The organism is Deltaproteobacteria bacterium PRO3 (assembly GCA_030263375.1).
GTDB lineage: Bacteria > UBA10199 > UBA10199 > DSSB01 > DSSB01 > DSSB01.
This window is the reverse complement of the sequence record SZOV01000076.1, coordinates 1-15,715: the sequence shown is the minus strand read 5'-3', so window position 1 is coordinate 15,715 and position 15,715 is coordinate 1. Positions and strand designations below refer to the sequence as shown.

General features: G+C 62.4%; 19 protein-coding genes. 17 read left to right on the top strand and 2 right to left on the bottom strand.

The genetic code is table 11. The annotated features are described in order from the left end of the window. The first annotated feature begins 75 nt into the window (after window positions 1-75). The 16 genes from hpnC (at window position 76) to FBR05_11465 (ending at window position 13,734) form a co-directional block, all read left to right on the top strand. Window positions 76-1,077, top strand: coding sequence for a squalene synthase HpnC (gene hpnC / locus FBR05_11540; GenBank protein MDL1872818.1), 1,002 nt, complete (start codon window positions 76-78; stop codon window positions 1,075-1,077). Next, window positions 1,074-1,928: a presqualene diphosphate synthase HpnD gene (hpnD, locus tag FBR05_11535; GenBank protein ID MDL1872817.1), complete on the top strand. Its 855-nt coding sequence runs from the start codon at window positions 1,074-1,076 to the stop codon at window positions 1,926-1,928. Before hpnC ends, hpnD begins: the two co-directional genes overlap by 4 nt. Window positions 1,929-1,979: 51 nt before the next feature. Beyond that, window positions 1,980-3,344 carry an FAD-dependent oxidoreductase gene (locus FBR05_11530; protein MDL1872816.1) on the top strand — a complete coding sequence of 455 codons (1,365 nt, stop codon included), beginning with the start codon at window positions 1,980-1,982 and terminating at the stop codon, window positions 3,342-3,344. Next, window positions 3,334-4,020, top strand: coding sequence for an HAD-IB family hydrolase (locus FBR05_11525; protein MDL1872815.1), 687 nt, complete (start codon window positions 3,334-3,336; stop codon window positions 4,018-4,020). Before FBR05_11530 ends, FBR05_11525 begins: the two co-directional genes overlap by 11 nt. Before the next feature lie 34 nt (window positions 4,021-4,054). Beyond that, the gene (locus FBR05_11520) at window positions 4,055-4,618 is read left to right on the top strand and encodes a GDSL family lipase (GenBank protein MDL1872814.1); all 564 of its coding nucleotides are present in this window, start codon (window positions 4,055-4,057) and stop codon (window positions 4,616-4,618) included. An 86-nt stretch (window positions 4,619-4,704) separates the two neighbouring features. After that, complete coding sequence (locus FBR05_11515) at window positions 4,705-5,619, top strand: hypothetical protein (protein MDL1872813.1); 915 nt, start codon at window positions 4,705-4,707, stop codon at window positions 5,617-5,619. A 19-nt stretch (window positions 5,620-5,638) separates the two neighbouring features. Then, complete coding sequence (locus FBR05_11510; protein MDL1872812.1) at window positions 5,639-6,595, top strand: ABC transporter ATP-binding protein; 957 nt, start codon at window positions 5,639-5,641, stop codon at window positions 6,593-6,595. Further along, window positions 6,592-7,356: an ABC transporter permease gene (locus tag FBR05_11505; protein ID MDL1872811.1), complete on the top strand. Its 765-nt coding sequence runs from the start codon at window positions 6,592-6,594 to the stop codon at window positions 7,354-7,356. The genes FBR05_11510 and FBR05_11505 overlap by 4 nt, the downstream gene beginning before the upstream one ends. A gap of 60 nt (window positions 7,357-7,416) precedes the next feature. Next, a complete protein-coding gene (locus tag FBR05_11500) occupies window positions 7,417-8,118 on the top strand; it encodes a hypothetical protein (GenBank protein ID MDL1872810.1) in 702 nt (233 codons plus the stop codon). Window positions 8,119-8,323: 205 nt separating this feature from the next. Then, window positions 8,324-8,518 (top strand): type II toxin-antitoxin system VapB family antitoxin, encoded by a 195-nt coding sequence (locus FBR05_11495; GenBank protein ID MDL1872809.1) that lies wholly within the window; start codon window positions 8,324-8,326, stop codon window positions 8,516-8,518. After that, entirely contained in the window at window positions 8,518-8,904 is a 387-nt protein-coding gene (locus tag FBR05_11490) for a PIN domain nuclease (protein ID MDL1872808.1), read from the top strand. Before FBR05_11495 ends, FBR05_11490 begins: the two co-directional genes overlap by 1 nt. 49 nt (window positions 8,905-8,953) lie before the next feature. After that, window positions 8,954-9,907, top strand: a complete 954-nt coding sequence (locus tag FBR05_11485; protein ID MDL1872807.1) for a hypothetical protein — start codon at window positions 8,954-8,956, stop codon at window positions 9,905-9,907. A gap of 42 nt (window positions 9,908-9,949) precedes the next feature. Then, on the top strand, window positions 9,950-10,951 hold the full coding sequence (locus tag FBR05_11480; GenBank protein MDL1872806.1) for an ABC transporter substrate-binding protein: 1,002 nt from the start codon (window positions 9,950-9,952) through the stop codon (window positions 10,949-10,951). 118 nt (window positions 10,952-11,069) lie between these two features. Next, complete coding sequence (locus tag FBR05_11475) at window positions 11,070-11,573, top strand: TRAP transporter small permease (protein MDL1872805.1); 504 nt, start codon at window positions 11,070-11,072, stop codon at window positions 11,571-11,573. Next, window positions 11,570-12,841 carry a TRAP transporter large permease subunit gene (locus FBR05_11470; protein MDL1872804.1) on the top strand — a complete coding sequence of 424 codons (1,272 nt, stop codon included), beginning with the start codon at window positions 11,570-11,572 and terminating at the stop codon, window positions 12,839-12,841. The genes FBR05_11475 and FBR05_11470 overlap by 4 nt, the downstream gene beginning before the upstream one ends. Window positions 12,842-12,846: 5 nt before the next feature. Further along, entirely contained in the window at window positions 12,847-13,734 is an 888-nt protein-coding gene (locus FBR05_11465) for a cation transporter (protein MDL1872803.1), read from the top strand. Here FBR05_11465 and FBR05_11460 read toward each other — a convergent pair whose 3' ends face one another. Together FBR05_11460 and FBR05_11455 are read right to left on the bottom strand one after the other, a co-directional pair. Then, entirely contained in the window at window positions 13,735-14,151 is a 417-nt protein-coding gene (locus FBR05_11460; GenBank protein MDL1872802.1) for a type II toxin-antitoxin system VapC family toxin, read from the bottom strand. Next, window positions 14,148-14,390 carry a type II toxin-antitoxin system prevent-host-death family antitoxin gene (locus tag FBR05_11455; GenBank protein MDL1872801.1) on the bottom strand — a complete coding sequence of 81 codons (243 nt, stop codon included), beginning with the start codon at window positions 14,388-14,390 and terminating at the stop codon, window positions 14,148-14,150. Before FBR05_11455 ends, FBR05_11460 begins: the two co-directional genes overlap by 4 nt. Window positions 14,391-14,529: 139 nt before the next feature. Between FBR05_11455 and FBR05_11450 the strand changes: the two genes are divergently transcribed. Next, a complete protein-coding gene (locus FBR05_11450; GenBank protein MDL1872800.1) occupies window positions 14,530-15,138 on the top strand; it encodes a hypothetical protein in 609 nt (202 codons plus the stop codon). The last annotated feature ends 577 nt before the right edge of the window (window positions 15,139-15,715 follow it).

The following is a 15,715-nucleotide window of genomic DNA, read 5'->3' as shown; positions in this document are numbered from 1 at the left end:
TGTAGGGGCGAACCTCGTGTTCGCCCCACGGGCAGGGACGAAGCGGGCGAACACGAGGTTCGCCCCTACAAGAAAATGACGGCAACGACCCCACAACCCTATCCCATCGACGAGGTCCTGCAGAAGAAGCGCTGGAACCTGGCCGACGCCTTCCGCTACTGCGAGCGGCTGGCCCGCAACCACTATGAAAATTTTCCGGTGGGCAGCGTCCTGATCCCGAAGCCGCTTCGGCCCTACGTCTGGGCGATCTACGCCTTCGCGCGCCGGGCCGACGACATCGCCGACGAGGACTTCCCCGAGGCCGAGCGCCTGCCCGCACTGAACGCCTGGCAGGGCCTGCTGGAGAAGTCGGCCTTCGTCCCAGTCAACCACCCGGTCTTCCTCGCGGTGCGCGAGACCCTGCGCAAGTTCCAGATCCCGACCCAGCTCTTGGTCGACCTGGTCACCGCCTTCAAGTGGGACGTCGAGGTCAAGCGCTACCCCGCCTTCAAGGACGTCCTGTACTACTGCCGCCACTCCGCCAACCCGGTCGGCCGACTGGTCTTGCTGCTCTTCGGCTACCGCGACGAGGCCCTGATGCAGCTCTCCGACAAGATCTGCTCGGCCCTGCAGCTGGCAAATTTCTGGCAAGACGTCTCCGTCGACCTGCTGAAGAACCGGATCTACATCCCCTTGGAGGATCTCCAGCGCTTCGAGGTGGCCGAGGCCGAGCTCTTCGAGAAGAAGTTCACCCCGCGTTTCCGCGAGCTGCTGCGCTTCCAGGTGGAGCGCACCGAGGCGATGTTCCGCGAGGGTGCCCCGCTGGTCTACGGCACCAAGGGCCGGCTGCGCCTCGAGTTGAAGTGCACGGTCCTGGGCGGCATGGGCATCCTTCGGAAGGTGCGGCAGCTGGATTTCAACACCCTCGAGACCCGCCCGACCTTCACGAAGGGCGACAAGGCCCGGATCCTCGGCCGGGCGCTCTTCGGCTTCCAGCGGGCGCTGCGCCCGCCGAAGGCCGCGCCGGCAGCCGACGAAGCGCCCACCGAGCCCGAAAAACCCATCACCGTAGCCGCCGACGAGGGCACCCCGCCATGAAGACCCAAGCCTTAGGCGCCGCACCCCTCGCGCCGGCGGACGCCCAGGCCGTCGTCAAGAGCAGCAAGAGCAATTTCGTCCTCTCCTTCCTGGCGCTGCCGCCGGAACAGCGCGAGGGCATCTCGCATTTCTACGCCTTAAGCCGGGTAGTGGACGACGCCGTCGACGAACACGGCCCCGAGGATGCCGAACGCCTGCTGAATTTTTGGCGGGAAGAGATCGCCGCCTGCTATTCCGGGACGCCCACCCATCCCGTGACCCGGGCGATGCAGGGTACGGTCCGCCGCTTCGAGATCCCGCAGCGCTACCTCGAGCTCTTGGTCGAGGGCTGCGAGATGGACCTGCGCAAGAAGCGCTATGAGAATTTTCAAGAGCTCTACGAGTACTGCTACCGGGTCGCGGGCGTGATCGGCCTGGTCTGCATGAAAATCTTCGGCCTGGGCGGAAAAGAAGCGGAAGAGTCGGCGGTGGACCTGGGCCTGGCCCTGCAACTGACGAACATCCTGCGCGACATCAAGGTCGACGCCGGGCTCGGCCGCGTCTATATCCCGCAGGAGGAAATCCGCCGCTTCGGCCTCCAAGAGCGGGATTTGCTGGCCGGAAAAATGCAGCCCAATCTGCTCCCGCTGCTTCAATTCCAGGCCGAGCGCGCCCAGGGTTATTTCGACCGGGCCTTCGCCGCGATGAAGACCCAGCCCCGCAAGCCCCTGATCGCCGCTTGGATCATGGGCAAGACCTATCACCAAATCCTGAAAAAAATCCGCGCCAAGGGCTACGACGTCTTCACCCAGCCCATTAAGCTCTCCAAATGGCAAAAAAGCTGGATCGCCCTCCGGGAGAGATTTTTTTAGAATAAACCCCGGACTAGCTTTTCCCCCCGAGTTTCGACTAAGAACAAGGCGATGCAAGAGGGCACCCCTGCAAAGACCGATGTCCTGATCGTCGGCGGCGGCTTCGCCGGCCTGGCCGCGGCCCTGCGCCTGCAGCGCGCCGGGGCCAAGGTCGGCCTCGTGGAAAAGCGCGCCTTCTTCGGCGGCCGCGCCTATTCCTTCCGGGAGCCGAAGACCGGCGAGACCCTGGACAACGGCCAGCACCTCATGATGGGCTGCTACCACGAGACCCTCGAATTCCTGCGCGACCTGGGCACCCTCGAGCGCCTGGAGATCCAAAAGACCTTGAGCGTCGGCTTCGCCGAGGACGCCCGCCACGTCTACGAGCTCAAGTGTCCCAACCTCCCCGCCCCGCTGCACCTGGCCTGGGGCTTGCTGAGCTACCGCGGCCTCGCCTGGCCGGACAAGAAGGCGATGCTGGCCCTGATGCGGCTCAGCAAAAAGGCTCGAAACGGCCGGGCGGAAGAGCTCGACGAGCTCTCGGTGCGCGAACTGCTCGCTCGGACCGGCCAGACGCAGGACGCGGTGGAAAAATTCTGGGAGCCGGTGGCCCTGGCGACGCTCAACGAATCGCTCGACCTGGCCAGCGCGCGGCTCTTCGTCGAGGTCCTGCGCCGCGGCCTGCTCTCGAAGAAGTCGGATTCCAACCTGGCGATTGCGCGGGTGGGCCTGAGCCAGCTCTACGCCGACCCAATGCGGGATTTCCTCGAGCGCCAAGGCGCGCCACTCGCCTTCAATGCCCAGGCGACCCGCCTAAGTCGCGAAGGCACCCGCTTTCTCGTCGAGACCAACACCGGCGCGCGCCTGAGCGCCGACCGCTTGATCCTCGCCGTACCGCCCAACGCCCTGGCCAAGCTGCTGGCCGCGAGCGAGGCCGAATTTCAGGGCCTTGTGCCCGAGTTAAGCCGCTTCGGCAGCGCGCCGATCGTCTCGATCAACCTTTGGTTCGAGGACTTTCATCCGCGGCAGCGCATGCTGGGACTCGTCAACAGCCCCATCCACTGGGTCTTCGACAAGGCGAAGATCCTGACCGGCGAAAAGAGCTCGCACCTGACGCTGGTGGTCAGCGGTGCCCACTCCCTGGCGCAGGAGAGCAAGGAAAACCTGGTGAAGCTGGCCGTCGCCGAGTTGCTGCGCTTCTTCCCCGGGCTGGAAGGAAAGCGCCTCTTGCATTCGCAGGTGGTCAAGGAGCTCGAGGCCACCTTCAGCGCCCAACGGGGCCTCAACCGTTACCGGCCTGCGACGCGCACGAGGCTGCCCGGCCTCTATCTTGCCGGCGATTGGACCGATACCGGCCTGCCGGCCACCATCGAGAGCGCCGTCTTGAGCGGCCACCGCGCCGCCGCCGAAATTTTGGAGCCCAAAAATGCTTGCTAAACCCATCGCCTTCTTCGACGTCGACAAGACGCTCTGCGACTGCTATACCGGCTTTCCCACCACGATCGAGCTGATGCGCCGCAAGATCGTCAAGAAACGCCGCATCCTGCAGGCGATCTTCTACAACGCCGTCGGCCGCATCTACGTCAACGCCGACGTCCGCCGCATGTACGAGATCGCCATCGCCGACATGGCCGGCACCCACATTGACTACATATTGCAGATCGGAAAAGAGGCCTTCGAAAAATCGGTGAAGCCCAAGATGTACGTCGAGGGCATCGAGGAGATCGAGCGCCTGAAGGGCGAGGGCTTCACCGTCGCCCTGCTCTCCTCCGCGCCCTATATGCTGGTCAAGAACATGGAAAAGTTCCTCAAGATTGAGCACTCCTTCAGCAACGGACCCGAGATCGTCGACGGGATCCTGCAGAAAAAATTCCGCGAGCCGCTCTGCTACAAGGAGGGCAAGGTCCAGGTGGCGAGGCAATTCGCCGAGTCGCAGGGCGTGCCCCTCCAGGATTGCCGCTTCTATTCCGACTCGGTCTCCGACCTCCCGCTCCTCTCGCTCGTCGGCCACCCCCGCGTCGTCAACCCGGACGCCAAGCTGGAAAGGGAGGCCGAGCGCCGCAACTGGCCCATCCTGCGTTTCCAACGCACCCTGGGACGCGCCGCGTTATAGCCAACGATGGACTCCGCGCGGCGCATCGTCCATAATGCCGCCCATGCCTCCTTATCGCGTGATCGCCCTGGGTGACTCCCTCACCTACGGTTACCCCTTCGGCAAGAACATGTCCTGGGTCGAGTACGCCTCGAAGGAGTTGAAGGTGCCGATCCTCAACCAGGGCGTGAACGGCAACACCTTTCGCGAGATGCTGCGACGCCTCACGATCGACGTCTTGGACTTGAAGCCCGAGCTCTGCATCGTGCTGGGCGGGGCCAACGACGTCTACCAGGGCGCAGACCCGAAATTGATCCAATCGAATTTCGCGAAGATCACCGAGCTCCTCCTCGAGAACAAGATCCAGCCGCTGGTCGGCCTGCCGCCGCCGATCGAGGACGAGGTCTTCGAGAAGGAGCTGGCCAAGTTCCGCCGCTGGCTCAAGAGCCACGCCAAGGAGCATGCCCTCAAGACCATCGACTTCTACGCCCCCTTCATCGACCCGAAGAAGAAAAAGCCGATCTCGGCCTGCTACGAGGACGGCATCCACCCCAGCTCGAAGGGCTACCAGGGCATGGCGAAGGCGGCGATCAAGGTGCTGCAGCAGGCCCTGGGGTAAGCCGCACATTTTCGGGTTCGGGTATTCGCGATAATTTATCATATTGAAATGCGCCGCGACTCTGCTACTCCTGGGGCCTAACTGCTATGGCCCGGAAGAAATCCAAAAAGTCCTCGAAGAAATCCCCCCAACTCTGGCAGTGGGTGCTCGTCGCCGGCGCGGCATTCCTGCTGTATCAGGGGTTGCAGCATTACTTGAACCCGGAAAAAAAGATCCCCGACAAGAAGGCCGCGGCGGTGAAGGCCAAGGTCGAAAAGGAAAAGCCGGCGCCGTCCAAGCCTGCGGCCACGGCGCCCACGCCGGCCCCGACGCCGGCGGCGAGTCCCGTGCCCACCGGAGGGCCGGTGCCCAAATGGAGCTTCGAGAACGCCGCGCGCTTTCTCCCGGCCGGCGCCTATCCCGACAACTACACGGCCATCCCGCTGGGCGACGCGCCCTCGGGGCTCTTGGCCTACGCCAAGGAAATCCCCGGGAAGAAGCCCGGCCCCCAGGGTCTGACCAACACGCAGCCGGGACTGCGCGCCCTGCGCTGGGACGGCCAGAAGTACCAAGTTCAAGACCTCGACTTCGAGGCCCTTAAGCCCGCGCTGGGCGGGCTCAAGCCGGTGGGGCCGCCCCAGACCGAGCGCAAGGCCTGGATCGCGAACGGCGCCTCCGTCTTCGGCACCAAGCTCTTCCTCACCGACGAGACCCGCTTCGTCTCGGGCTTCATCGTCGTCGACGCCGGGGGGCCGCACTGGGCGCCGCTGCAGGGCGAGGACGGCAAGACGGGCCCCGCCGCCTTCCTGCAAGGCACCACCGCCGCAACCACGCGCAAGGTCTATAAACGCGACCTCGGCGGCAAGCCGACGATCGTGGTCGAAAAGGGCTCGCTGGACTTGAGCCGCCCGGAGGCGGGATACCAATGGAAGGTCGAGGCCTATGCCTGGAATGGGAAGGCCTTTGTCTTCGACAAGGCGGTCTCGGCCAAGCTGACTCAAGAGAAGAAAAACGAGATGTAGGGGGCGGGCCCCTACCCTTATGCCCACCGCCATTCAAATTTCCAACCTCCACAAACGCTACGGCGCCACCGCCGCGTTGCAAGGCGTCGACCTCGAGGTCCCCGCGGGCCAGTTCTTCGGCCTGCTGGGCCCCAACGGCGCCGGCAAGACCACGCTGATCAGCGCCATCGTCGGCCTGGTGCGGCCCAGCGCGGGCGAGGCGCGCGTCTTCGGCCACTCGGTGAGCGAAGAGCCGCGCGCCGCCAAGCGCTTCATCGGCTTCTCGCCGCAGGAGATCAATACCGACCGCTTCTTCAACCTGCGGCGCACCCTCGAGTTCCAGGGCGGCTTCCACGGCCTCCCCCGCCGCGAGGCCAAGCGCCTGGCCGGGGAATTGCTCGAGCAATTCGGCCTGGCGGAAAAGGCCAAGCTGCAATTCTACAAGCTGAGCGGCGGGATGCAGAAGCGCCTGATGATCGCGCGGGCCCTGATGAGCCGGCCCAAGCTCCTGATCCTCGACGAGCCCACCGCCGGCGTCGACGTCGAGCAGCGCCACGAGCTGTGGAAATACCTCCGCGACTTAAACAAGAACGGCACGACCATCCTGCTCACCACCCACTACATCGACGAGGCCGAGGCCCTCTGCGAGCGCATCGGGATCATCGACCACGGCCGCGTCATCGAGCTGGGCACGCCTAAGGACCTGATCGAGAAATACTGCGACTCCGAGGTCGAGATCGCCGTCGAAGGCGAGATGACGCCCGGCGAGTTCGCCGACCTTCCCGGGACCTCCGTCGCCGGAAACCGGGTGCGCAGCCAAGCCAAGCGGATCGGCGTCGCCGCCGAGGCCCTGCTGGCGCGCATCCTCGCCAAGCCGGGCCGCCGCGTCGCGGACATCACCGTCAAGAAGGGCGACCTCGAGGAGGTCTTCCTCCGCCTCACCGGCAAGACCCTGCGCGAATCCGAAGAATCGAAGAACGGAGGCGCCGCCGCATGAAGAGCCGCATCGCCTTCGCCACCCTGATCCTGCGCGAGTGCTATCGCTTCGCGCGCCTCTCCGGCCAGACCATCGCGCCGCCCATCGTCTCGACCCTGCTCTTCATCCTGATCTTCGGCTACTCGCTGGGCTCACGGATCAAGCAGATCGGGGGCTTCGACTACGTCCTCTTCATCCTGCCCGGCTTGGCGGCCATGGGGGTGGTCAACAACGCCTACGCCAACAGCTCGACCAGCCTCTTCATGGCGCGGATGGACCGCTCGATCGAGAACATGGTCGCCTGCCCCCTCTCGCCCTTGCAGCTGGTCAGCGCCTTCGTGATCGGCGGCCTGATGCGCGGCCTCGTCGTCGGCCTGCTCACCCTCGCGGTCGGCATCCCCACCGTCGGCCTCGAGGTGCACCACTGGCCGCATACGGTCCTGGTCATCGCCTTGAGTTCAGTCCTCTTCTCCAGCCTGGGGATCCTGTCGGCGCTCTGGGCCGAAGGCTGGGACCAGATCGCGACCTTCACCACCTTCTTCATCACGCCCTTCATCTACCTGGGCGGGGTCTTCTACTCGATCCACATGCTGCCGGCCTTTTGGCAGAAGGCGAGCCTCTTCAACCCCATCTTTTACCTGGTCGACGCCACCCGCTGGGCGGTCCTGGGGCATTCGGACATCCCCTATTGGTACTCCCTAGCCTTCCTCGCCGGGACCGCCCTGTCGAGCTACGGGCTCTGCGTTTATCTCTTTAAAAAGGGATACAAACTGCTACGTTAGGCCGGGGGGCAACCTAAAACCCCACTGTTTCCGATAAGGAAATAGAGGTATGCTGCCGCTATGACGGTCAAGGTCGAGACCAATCTAAGCAAATTGCCCACCTGGCTGAAGACCAGCAGCGCCCCCGCGGCGCCGCAAAGCCAGGCCGAAGGCGCCCAGCGCAAGACCCTGGGCGAGACGCCGCCCATCGTCGCGCGCCTGGTCGACCACCCCGACCTAAGCCCGCTCTTCGCCCACTACGGGGCCATCCAGAAGGCGCGGCGCAAGCTACGGCTGCTCAGCGGCAAGGACGGCAAGGTGGTGTTGGCCAAGAACACCGTCGGCGCCGCCGACAACAAGGGCAACGTTTATCTGGGCGTGGAATTTTTGCAGGAGCACGGCGGCAACGACGCCCTGCTCAGCGCCGTGATGGCCCACGAGTGGGGCCACCTGATCAGCAACACCTCGAAGCACGGCAACCTCGACCACTTGAGCTGGGACGAGATCTTCAAGCTGCGCCGCGAGGAAGAGGCCGCCGCCGACGTCTTCTGCGGCCGCATGCTGGCGATGATGGGCTACTCGCCGGACGCGATCATTCAATTCCTGCTGCGCGCCGAGAAGGGCAACGACACGCTGAAATACTACGCGGCCCCGATCCGCGGCGCGATCATCCAGGAGGCCCACCGCCTGCACGCACAGCGCGACGAGCTGACGCGCCGGCTCTTCAACAAGAGCATTTATCCGAATCCTTATACTTCTCGGATTATTTTGGCGGATGAGTGACGGCTTTCTGCGGAGATTTTCTTAAGATACCTTTTCAATGCATTAGAAACCCATTCTCCTAGATCGTATCCGTTCCGCTTGCAGTAAAGCTCCACCAACTTCTTCAAACGGGCATCAATTTTAACTCTCAAGGCTATACGATGGGTCATAATGCATATTGACATGCATAAAGAACGATGGATAGAGTTTTCTAGGAGACAATCTAATGCGAACCACCCTTGACCTGCCGCAAAAATTACTGGAGGAGGCTCGAAAAACCTCTGGGGCCTCGAGTAAAACCCAGGCCATCATCATGGCCCTGCAAGAGATGATTCAGCGCAAGAAGAGTCGAGGCGTCCTCAAATTAAAAGGCACCTTGCGGCAACCCTTTGATTACAAAACCCTGCGCAGAAAACGCTGATGATGCATTTGGTCGACACCTCCGTTTGGGTGGACTTTCTGAGAGGCGTCTCGAACGAAAAGGTCCGTCACCTCGAGGCTTTGATCGAAGAAGGGGATGCTTGCATAAACCCCGTGATTTTTGCGGAACTCTGTTTCGGCGCGAGAGGTCAGACCCAATATATCAGCTACCAGCGACGATTCTTGGACCTGCCTTTTCTTGAAGTTCCGGAAAATTGGCATCTTCATGCGGCGCAGATGGGACATCTGCTTCGCGATAACGGGTACCGCCCTTTTTTGGCGGATATCCTCATTGCGTTGACCGCCCTTCACCACGGCGTCCCACTGTTAACAAAAGATAAAGATTTCAATATTTTCCATCGATTTTTCGACCTGCAGCTCGCCTAAATCAGAACACTTGCTTCTTTCCAAAACCCCTGATAGGCAGGCGGCCCCTATGAAATTAAAGAAATTTTTGCCTCTCCTCCTCGCCGCGGCCTTAGGCCTCGGCGCCTCCGCCTGCGGGTTCAAAAAAGTCGCCACCAAGGCCAGCGCGCAGATCTTCTACGACGCCACCCCCTCCATCGACCGCGAGGACGACGTCGAGTTGGCCGAGCAGGCCAGCCTGGGCTTCCTCAAGATGCTCGAAGGCTTCTACCTGCAAAACCCCAAGGACAAGCAGGTCCTGCTCCTCCTGACCAAGGCCTATTCGGCCTACGCCTTCGGCTTCACCGAAAACGAGATCCTGGCCAACAAGGGCGGCAATCAAGCCGACTACGATCGGGCCATGGCCCGCGCCAAGCGCTTCTACACCCGCGCCCGCGACTACGGCATCCAGTTGCTCTCGCTCAAGCCCGCCTTCGCCAAGTCCCAGGAAGGGACGCTCGACGAATTTCAAAAATCCCTCAAAAAATTCGGCCCCGGCGACCTCGAAGAGCTGTTCTGGGCCGGCTTCGCTTGGGGCAACTATGTGAATTTCAACAAAGACTCCACCGATGCCGTCGCCGAAGTGCCGCGCATCGAGGCCATCTTCAACCGCATCCTCGAGCTCGACGAGACCTACTACTTTGGTGGACCGCATCTCTTCTTCGGCGCGTTCTACGGGAGCCGTCCCAAGTTGTTGGGCGGGGACCCGGAGAAATCCAAGATGCACTTCGACAAGGCGATCGCGATCACCCAGGGCAAGGCCCTGATGGGCGCGGTCAACAAGGCCCTCTACTACGCCGTGCAGGTCCAGGACGCCGCGCTCTACACCAGCCTTTTGGGCGAGGTGGTCGCGGCCGACGCCGCGGCGCTGCCCGAGCAGCGCCTCTCCAACGAGCTCGCCAAGCGGCGCGCCAAGATCTTGCTCGAGAAAAAATCTTTGTTTTTCACTCAGGCCAATTCCGGCAAATCCAAAAGGAAAAAATAAACGACGGGTTCCACCCGCGGATTCCCATACGAGGAGGAAATAATGCGTCCGTATTTACGTTCCCTTGCCCTAGCCTGCTTCGGCGCGGCGTCGATCGCCGCGAGCGCCCAGGCCGCCGACTACGAAATCAAGCTCTCCGTCCTGGCCCCCGAAGGCTCCACCTGGGTCAAAGAGATGGAGGCCATGAATCAAGAATTGCAGGCCAAGAGCGGCGGGAAGCTCGCCCTCAAGATCTACGCCGGCGGCGTCAGCGGCGACGAGCGGGACGTGCTGCGCAAGATGCGCATCGGCCAAGTGCACGCGGCAGCCTTCACCGGCGTGGGCTTGGGCCAGATCGTCCCCTCGGTGCGCATCCTCGAGCTGCCCATGCTGTTCCGCAACTACCAAGAGGTCGACTACGTGAAGGGCAAGCTGCAGCCCGAATTCGACAAGCAGTTCGACGCCAACGGCTTCGTCCTGCTGGGTTGGGCCGAGGCGGGATTCGTCAATATCTTCAGCAACAAGCCCATCGCCAATAAAGAGGACATGAAGGGCGTCAAGATGTGGGCCTGGGAGGGCGACCCTCTGGTCAAGGCCATGTACGAGACCCTGGGCATCGTCCCGATCCCCCTGGCCCTGCCCGACGTCCTCACCTCGCTGCAGACCAACCTGATCGACGGCGTTTACGGCCCTCCCTTGGGCGTCATCGCCCTGCAATGGTTCACCAAGGTCAAGTACATGACCGAGGCCAACCTGGCCAATTCCACCGGGGCCCTCTTGATCAGCAAGGCCCAATTCGCCAAGCTGCCGCCCGACCTCCAGACCCTCTTGAAGGAGACCGGGGCCAAGTACGGGGCCCAACTGGTCCAGAAGATCCGCGCCGAAAACACCTCGGCCATTGCCACCTTGAAGAAAAACGGCATCCAGATGGTCGCCGTCGACCCCAAGGCCAAGGAAGAGATGATCCAGCTCTCCGAGGCCGTCTACCCCAAGCTGGCCGGCAACCTCTACCCCGCCGCCCTGCTGCAGCGGGTGAAGGGCTATATCGCCGAGGTCCGCAAATAGCCAAAGGTCCTCGCGCCTTCGTTTTGCAAAAAACCCGGCAAATGCCGGGTTTTTTGTTGGAAAATGGTTGCAAGGGCTGTGGACAACGAGTAGGAGCCTCAGGCATTCCGGAACGCCTATGAAGCCCCTCAAAACCTTAAGCGCCTGGCTGGAAAAGTTCGAAGGCATCCTGCTCTCGCTCGCGCTGCTCTTCATGATCGGGCTCGGCTTCCTGCAGGTGATCCTGCGCAATTTCTGGGACACCGGCATCGAGTGGGGCGACCCCATCGTCCGCGCGATGGTGATCTGGGTGGGCTTCATCGGCGCCTCCATCGCCACCCATCAGAAGAGCCACATCCAGCTCGACCTGGTCTCGAAATTCCTCCCCGAAAAGGCCAAGAAGTTCGCCGGCATCATCGCCCACTTCGGTTCCGCCGCGGTCTGCCTGCTCTTGGCCGACGCGGCTTATAAGTTCCTGGTAATGGAGCGCGAATCCCAGACGCTGCTGATCGAAGGCGTCCCCAATTGGATCGTCATCGTGATCATCCCGGTCAGCTTCCTCATCATGACGGCGCGCTTCTTCATCCACGGCTTGGACGACGTGGTGCGGCTTTTCAAGCCCGAAAAGGAGGGCGCGGCATGAGCCCGGCCTTCGCCATCGTCCTGGTCACCCTGGCCGGGGCCCCGCTCTTCGTCATCTTCGGAGCCATCGCCCTCTCGGCCTTCCACTCCGCCGGCCTCGACTCCGCCGCGGTCGTCATCGAGATGAACCGCATGACCTCGGCGCCCATCCTGGCCGCGATCCCGATGTTCACCTTCGCGGGCTACCTGATGGCGGAAAGCAAGACCCCCGAGCGTCTGGTCAAGCTCACCAAGGCCCTGTTCGGCTGGATGCCGGGCGGCCTCGCCCTGGTCACGCTGGCGGCCTGCGCCTTCTTCACCGCCTTCACCGGGGCCTCGGGCGTCACGATCATCGCGCTGGGCGGACTGCTCTATCCGATCCTCATCAAAGAGGGTTATGACGAGAAGTACAGCCTGGGCCTGGTCACCACCTGCGGCTCTCTGGGCCTACTGTTCCCGCCCTCGCTGCCGATCATCCTCTACGGGCTGGTCAGCGGCGTCAGCATCGACCAGCTCTTCATCGCCGGCATCCTGCCCGGGATTCTGCTGATGCTCATCCTCGGCAGCCACGCGATCCGCGCGGGGGTGAAATCGAAGGCGCCGCGCACCCCCTTCAACTTCCGCGAGCTGCTCTCGGCCTTCAAGGGCGCCTTCTGGGAGCTGCCGCTGCCGGTCATTATCTTGGTGGGGATCTACGGCGGCTACGTCACCGCCGGCGAGGCGGCGGCGGTCACGGCCTTCTACATCTTCGTCGTCGAGGTCTTCATCTACCGCGACCTCTCCCTGACCCGCGACATCCCGCGCATCGCCAAAGAGAGCATGGTGCTCGTGGGCTCGATCCTGGTCATCCTCGCCGTCGCGATGGGTTTCACCAGCTACCTGATCGATGAGCAGGTCCCGAACAAGATCTTCCAGTTCATCCAGGGCTACGTCGACAACAAGTGGATGTTCCTGATCGCGCTGAACATTTTCCTATTGATCGTCGGCTGCCTGATGGACATCTTTTCGGCGATCATCGTGGTGGTTCCGCTGATCCTGCCCATCGCCAAGCAATTCAACGTCGATCCGCTGCACCTGGCGATCATCTTCCTGACCAACCTCGAGATCGGCTACCTGACGCCGCCCGTCGGCATCAACCTCTTCATCTCGAGCATCCGTTTCAAGAAGAACGTCACCTACCTCTACAAGATCGCCCTGCCCTTTCTGGCGCTGTTGATCGCGGCCCTGCTGGTCATCACGTATTGGCCCGATCTCAGCTTGTATCTCGTCCGTCAATTCGGAGTAAGATAAGGCCCATGCTCAAAGACGACCTGATCGAGCGCTCGCGGGAAGTGAAACGGGTGCTCTGGATCACCCTCCTGCTCAACCTGATGGTCTGCGGCCTGAAGCTGGGCTACGGCTACGCGACGCACACCTTGAGCATGGTCGCCGACGGCTACCACTCGCTGCTGGATTCCACCTCCAATATCGTCGGCCTGGTCGCCCTGGTCTTCGCCTCGCGTCCCGCCGACTCCGGGCACCCCTACGGCCATCGCAAGGTCGAGGCCTTGGGCGCCATGTTCATCTCGGCCATGCTGTTCTGGGCCTGCTACGAGATCGCCTCCAGCGCCTGGGCGCGCCTCCACGACCGCCAAAACCCCGAGGTCACGGTCTACAGCTTCGTGATCATGGTCGGCACGATGGCGGTCAATGCCTGGGTGAGCCGCTACGAGCACCGCCGCGGCCACGAGCTGCACAGCCAAATCTTGACGGCGGACTCGGCGCACACTCGCAGCGACGTCCTCGCCTCGCTGTCGGTGATCGTCGCCCTGGTCGGCATCAAGTTCAAAATTCCCTGGGTGGACCTGGCCGCGGCGGGCCTGATCGCCGTCTTCGTCGGCTACAGCGGCTACAAGATCGTCCTGGAGAGCCTCAACACCCTGATGGACTCGGCCCAGCTGGACCCGCGCGAGGTGGTGAAGATCGCCATGCAGGTCGAGGGTATCGACAAGTGTCACAGCATCCGCACCCGCGGCAACCCGGCGGCGATCTACATGGACCTCAACATCCACGTGGCGCCGCAGCTCAGCACCCAGGAGGCCCATCGCCTCACGCATCGGGTGATCGCCAAGATCAAGGAAGAAATTCCGGAAGTGGTCGACGTGGTCGTGCACACCGAGCCGTCGAGCCCGCATGAGGATTAGTCAGGGATGGAAGAGCGCCACTCCGGCAAGCTTGGCCTCCCGCAGCATGGCTTGGTCTCGAGTCGCCAAGGGATAACCGCGATCCATGGCCAGATAAAGATAGGCCGTGTCGTAAGGCGTCATGCGGTGGCTTTTGGACATCCACAGCAATAATTCGGAGCTTTGCAATTCAGGCTTTTCGACAACGGTAATGGGCAGGCTTCGAAGGCGTTTGTAAAAGTCCGAAGATTCTTGTCGACTGAGTTTTTTCCGGTCCTCGTTAAGCCGTAAAATATTGGCGACCTCGTACAGCCATATTCCCGGGACAATCGCCTGCCATTCTTCGAAACTCTTGAGTACCTCGCGGCAATAATCGTCGTTTTGGGTGGTCAACACCCAGGCCATTGTCACCGAGCAATCCAAGACGAAGGTCTTCACCGACGACCCGTCTCCCTCATTTTTCGCAATTCTTTTGGACTGACTTTTACGTTCACCCGCTTTTTTAACTCGATCAGCCCCTCGATCGCCTCCTTGATCGAAAGCTTATTTTCTTTTTGAACGGGGGAAAGCGTTGCGACGGGTGTCCCGTGACGGGTGATGGTGATCACTTCTCCCTTGGAGACTCGCTCCAGGAGCTTGGGAAGGTGGGTCTTGGCCTCATAAACACCAATTTCCATGAAATGGTTCCCATAAATTATGGTCTGATGCTAGTCTAAATAAGGCCTTTACCTCTGTCAACCGCAATCCCGCAACCCTTCCACCCACCCGCCGATAATAAGGCACACGCACGGGCGGCACCCTAAGCGGAGCCGCTCCATGTCCGATATCGATATCTCCCTCCTTCACCGCCTCGTCCAAAGCGCCCTCGCCGGCAACGCCGAACTCCAGGCCGTCACGCTGCCGCTCATGGCCGCTGCCGATTCGGACGGACAGCCCAACGAAGAAGACCTGGTCCTAAGCGACGCCGAAATCAGCCGCTATATCAGCGGGCTGCGCGAGGAGAGCCGCAGCAACCTAAGCGTCCTCACCCGCAACCGCGACGAGCTGGCCGGAACCCTCAGTGCCGCCCGCACCCGACTGACAGGGGCCGGCGCCTCCGAAACCGTCTTGCAATATCTCGAGCTGGCCGCCTCGCAGGACGGGGACGTGGAAAACTTGAGTGCCGAAGAGATCGAGATGCTGGTCAACGAGCTCACCCAGGCGGACGAGCAGGCCGGACAGCTCAACGCCGAGACCTTGATCGCCGAGGTCAACACGCTGCTGGGCCACCTGCGCGCCATGGAGGCCGATATCCCGGAGGCCTTCCTGCCCACCGACGGGGCCGCCCGCCGCGCCCCCATCGACACCAGCACCGCGATGTCCCGCTTCTTTTCCATCACGGACATCACCAGCGCCGTCAGGATGTTCAGCGCCGCGATCAACTGAATCAGGCTGATCGTGATCACCGACACCCGCTTCTCCAGTTCCAGCGCCCCCAGCATCTGCCGGTTCTGCTCCATCCAGTGCGTCGCTCCCAGCGCCTCGCCCCCCACCTTCTCCGCCTCCGCCGCAATCGCCGGCGCCGCCCGCAAATCCCGGATACGCATCTCCAGCGCATTCACCACGTCGCCCGTCTGAAACAGCGCCTGCGCCGCCTCCAGCGACACGAACGCAAAGTGATTGTCCAGATCGTAAAACCCGCTCTCAAACAAGCCCACCACCCGGTATCGCACCTGCAAGGCCCGCGGCCCGAACGGCGTCATCTCGCCCTGCGGGCTCACCAGCGTCACCCACGAATTCAGCAGCATCCCCGTCCGCCGCGCCAGTTGCGTCCCCAGCAGAATCGTTCGCGGCTCTTTGAGCGCCTCGATCGACCCCTCCCTCAAGAACCCCTTCATCATCCCCATCCGCTCCAGCGGTACCCCCTTCAAAGTGCTCTCCGACGACTGCAGCGGCCCGCTCAGCAGCACCTTCCCATACAACGCCGGCGACGCCTGCTCCACCCCCTCCAACCTCTCCAGTC

What these genes read in the sequence shown, in the direction of transcription:
- hpnC (MDL1872818.1), top strand. Translation starts at nt 76, where the DNA reads ATGACGGCAACGACCCCACAACCCTATCCCATCGACGAGGTCCTGCAG.
- hpnD (MDL1872817.1), top strand. Translation starts at nt 1,074, where the DNA reads ATGAAGACCCAAGCCTTAGGCGCCGCACCCCTCGCGCCGGCGGACGCC.
- FBR05_11530 (MDL1872816.1), top strand. Translation starts at nt 1,980, where the DNA reads ATGCAAGAGGGCACCCCTGCAAAGACCGATGTCCTGATCGTCGGCGGC.
- FBR05_11525 (MDL1872815.1), top strand. Translation starts at nt 3,334, where the DNA reads ATGCTTGCTAAACCCATCGCCTTCTTCGACGTCGACAAGACGCTCTGC.
- FBR05_11520 (MDL1872814.1), top strand. Translation starts at nt 4,055, where the DNA reads ATGCCGCCCATGCCTCCTTATCGCGTGATCGCCCTGGGTGACTCCCTC.
- FBR05_11515 (MDL1872813.1), top strand. Translation starts at nt 4,705, where the DNA reads ATGGCCCGGAAGAAATCCAAAAAGTCCTCGAAGAAATCCCCCCAACTC.
- FBR05_11510 (MDL1872812.1), top strand. Translation starts at nt 5,639, where the DNA reads ATGCCCACCGCCATTCAAATTTCCAACCTCCACAAACGCTACGGCGCC.
- FBR05_11505 (MDL1872811.1), top strand. Translation starts at nt 6,592, where the DNA reads ATGAAGAGCCGCATCGCCTTCGCCACCCTGATCCTGCGCGAGTGCTAT.
- FBR05_11500 (MDL1872810.1), top strand. Translation starts at nt 7,417, where the DNA reads ATGACGGTCAAGGTCGAGACCAATCTAAGCAAATTGCCCACCTGGCTG.
- FBR05_11495 (MDL1872809.1), top strand. Translation starts at nt 8,324, where the DNA reads ATGCGAACCACCCTTGACCTGCCGCAAAAATTACTGGAGGAGGCTCGA.
- FBR05_11490 (MDL1872808.1), top strand. Translation starts at nt 8,518, where the DNA reads ATGATGCATTTGGTCGACACCTCCGTTTGGGTGGACTTTCTGAGAGGC.
- FBR05_11485 (MDL1872807.1), top strand. Translation starts at nt 8,954, where the DNA reads ATGAAATTAAAGAAATTTTTGCCTCTCCTCCTCGCCGCGGCCTTAGGC.
- FBR05_11480 (MDL1872806.1), top strand. Translation starts at nt 9,950, where the DNA reads ATGCGTCCGTATTTACGTTCCCTTGCCCTAGCCTGCTTCGGCGCGGCG.
- FBR05_11475 (MDL1872805.1), top strand. Translation starts at nt 11,070, where the DNA reads ATGAAGCCCCTCAAAACCTTAAGCGCCTGGCTGGAAAAGTTCGAAGGC.
- FBR05_11470 (MDL1872804.1), top strand. Translation starts at nt 11,570, where the DNA reads ATGAGCCCGGCCTTCGCCATCGTCCTGGTCACCCTGGCCGGGGCCCCG.
- FBR05_11465 (MDL1872803.1), top strand. Translation starts at nt 12,847, where the DNA reads ATGCTCAAAGACGACCTGATCGAGCGCTCGCGGGAAGTGAAACGGGTG.
- FBR05_11455 (MDL1872801.1), bottom strand. Translation starts at nt 14,390, where the DNA reads ATGGAAATTGGTGTTTATGAGGCCAAGACCCACCTTCCCAAGCTCCTG.
- FBR05_11450 (MDL1872800.1), top strand. Translation starts at nt 14,530, where the DNA reads ATGTCCGATATCGATATCTCCCTCCTTCACCGCCTCGTCCAAAGCGCC.